This is a genomic window from Psychrobacter sp. CAL346-MNA-CIBAN-0220, assembly GCF_040309805.1.
Taxonomy (GTDB): domain Bacteria; phylum Pseudomonadota; class Gammaproteobacteria; order Pseudomonadales; family Moraxellaceae; genus Psychrobacter.
Map to the genome: position 1 here is coordinate 1 of NZ_JBEOPF010000382.1, position 264 is coordinate 264.

General features: G+C 51.9%; 1 protein-coding gene. It reads right to left on the minus strand.

Annotated elements, in window-relative coordinates:
• Positions 1 to 264: esterase/lipase family protein (locus AAEY88_RS14055; protein ID WP_407074469.1), on the minus strand; the 264-nt coding region annotated here is incomplete at both ends.

Here is a 264-nt window from a genome sequence, read left to right on the forward strand (position 1 = left end):
GGGTAGCTTGGCGATAATATCTTGGACGTGGTTGCCGATGCGCTCAAGGACAGCCCCATGATGCGGCGAGCCTAACGTGATAAGATTGCCCACCCGTTTGACCCAATCCAAGCGTTCTTGCTGACCATAAAACAGTGCACTACGAGCGACCAAGCCGCCCATACTGTGCCCGACCAGATCTATCTGACTGATGTTTGGATTGTTATCCACTAAGTCTTTTAGCAATTGCGAGAATTTACGACCACTGCGTGAGATGCGTCGGCC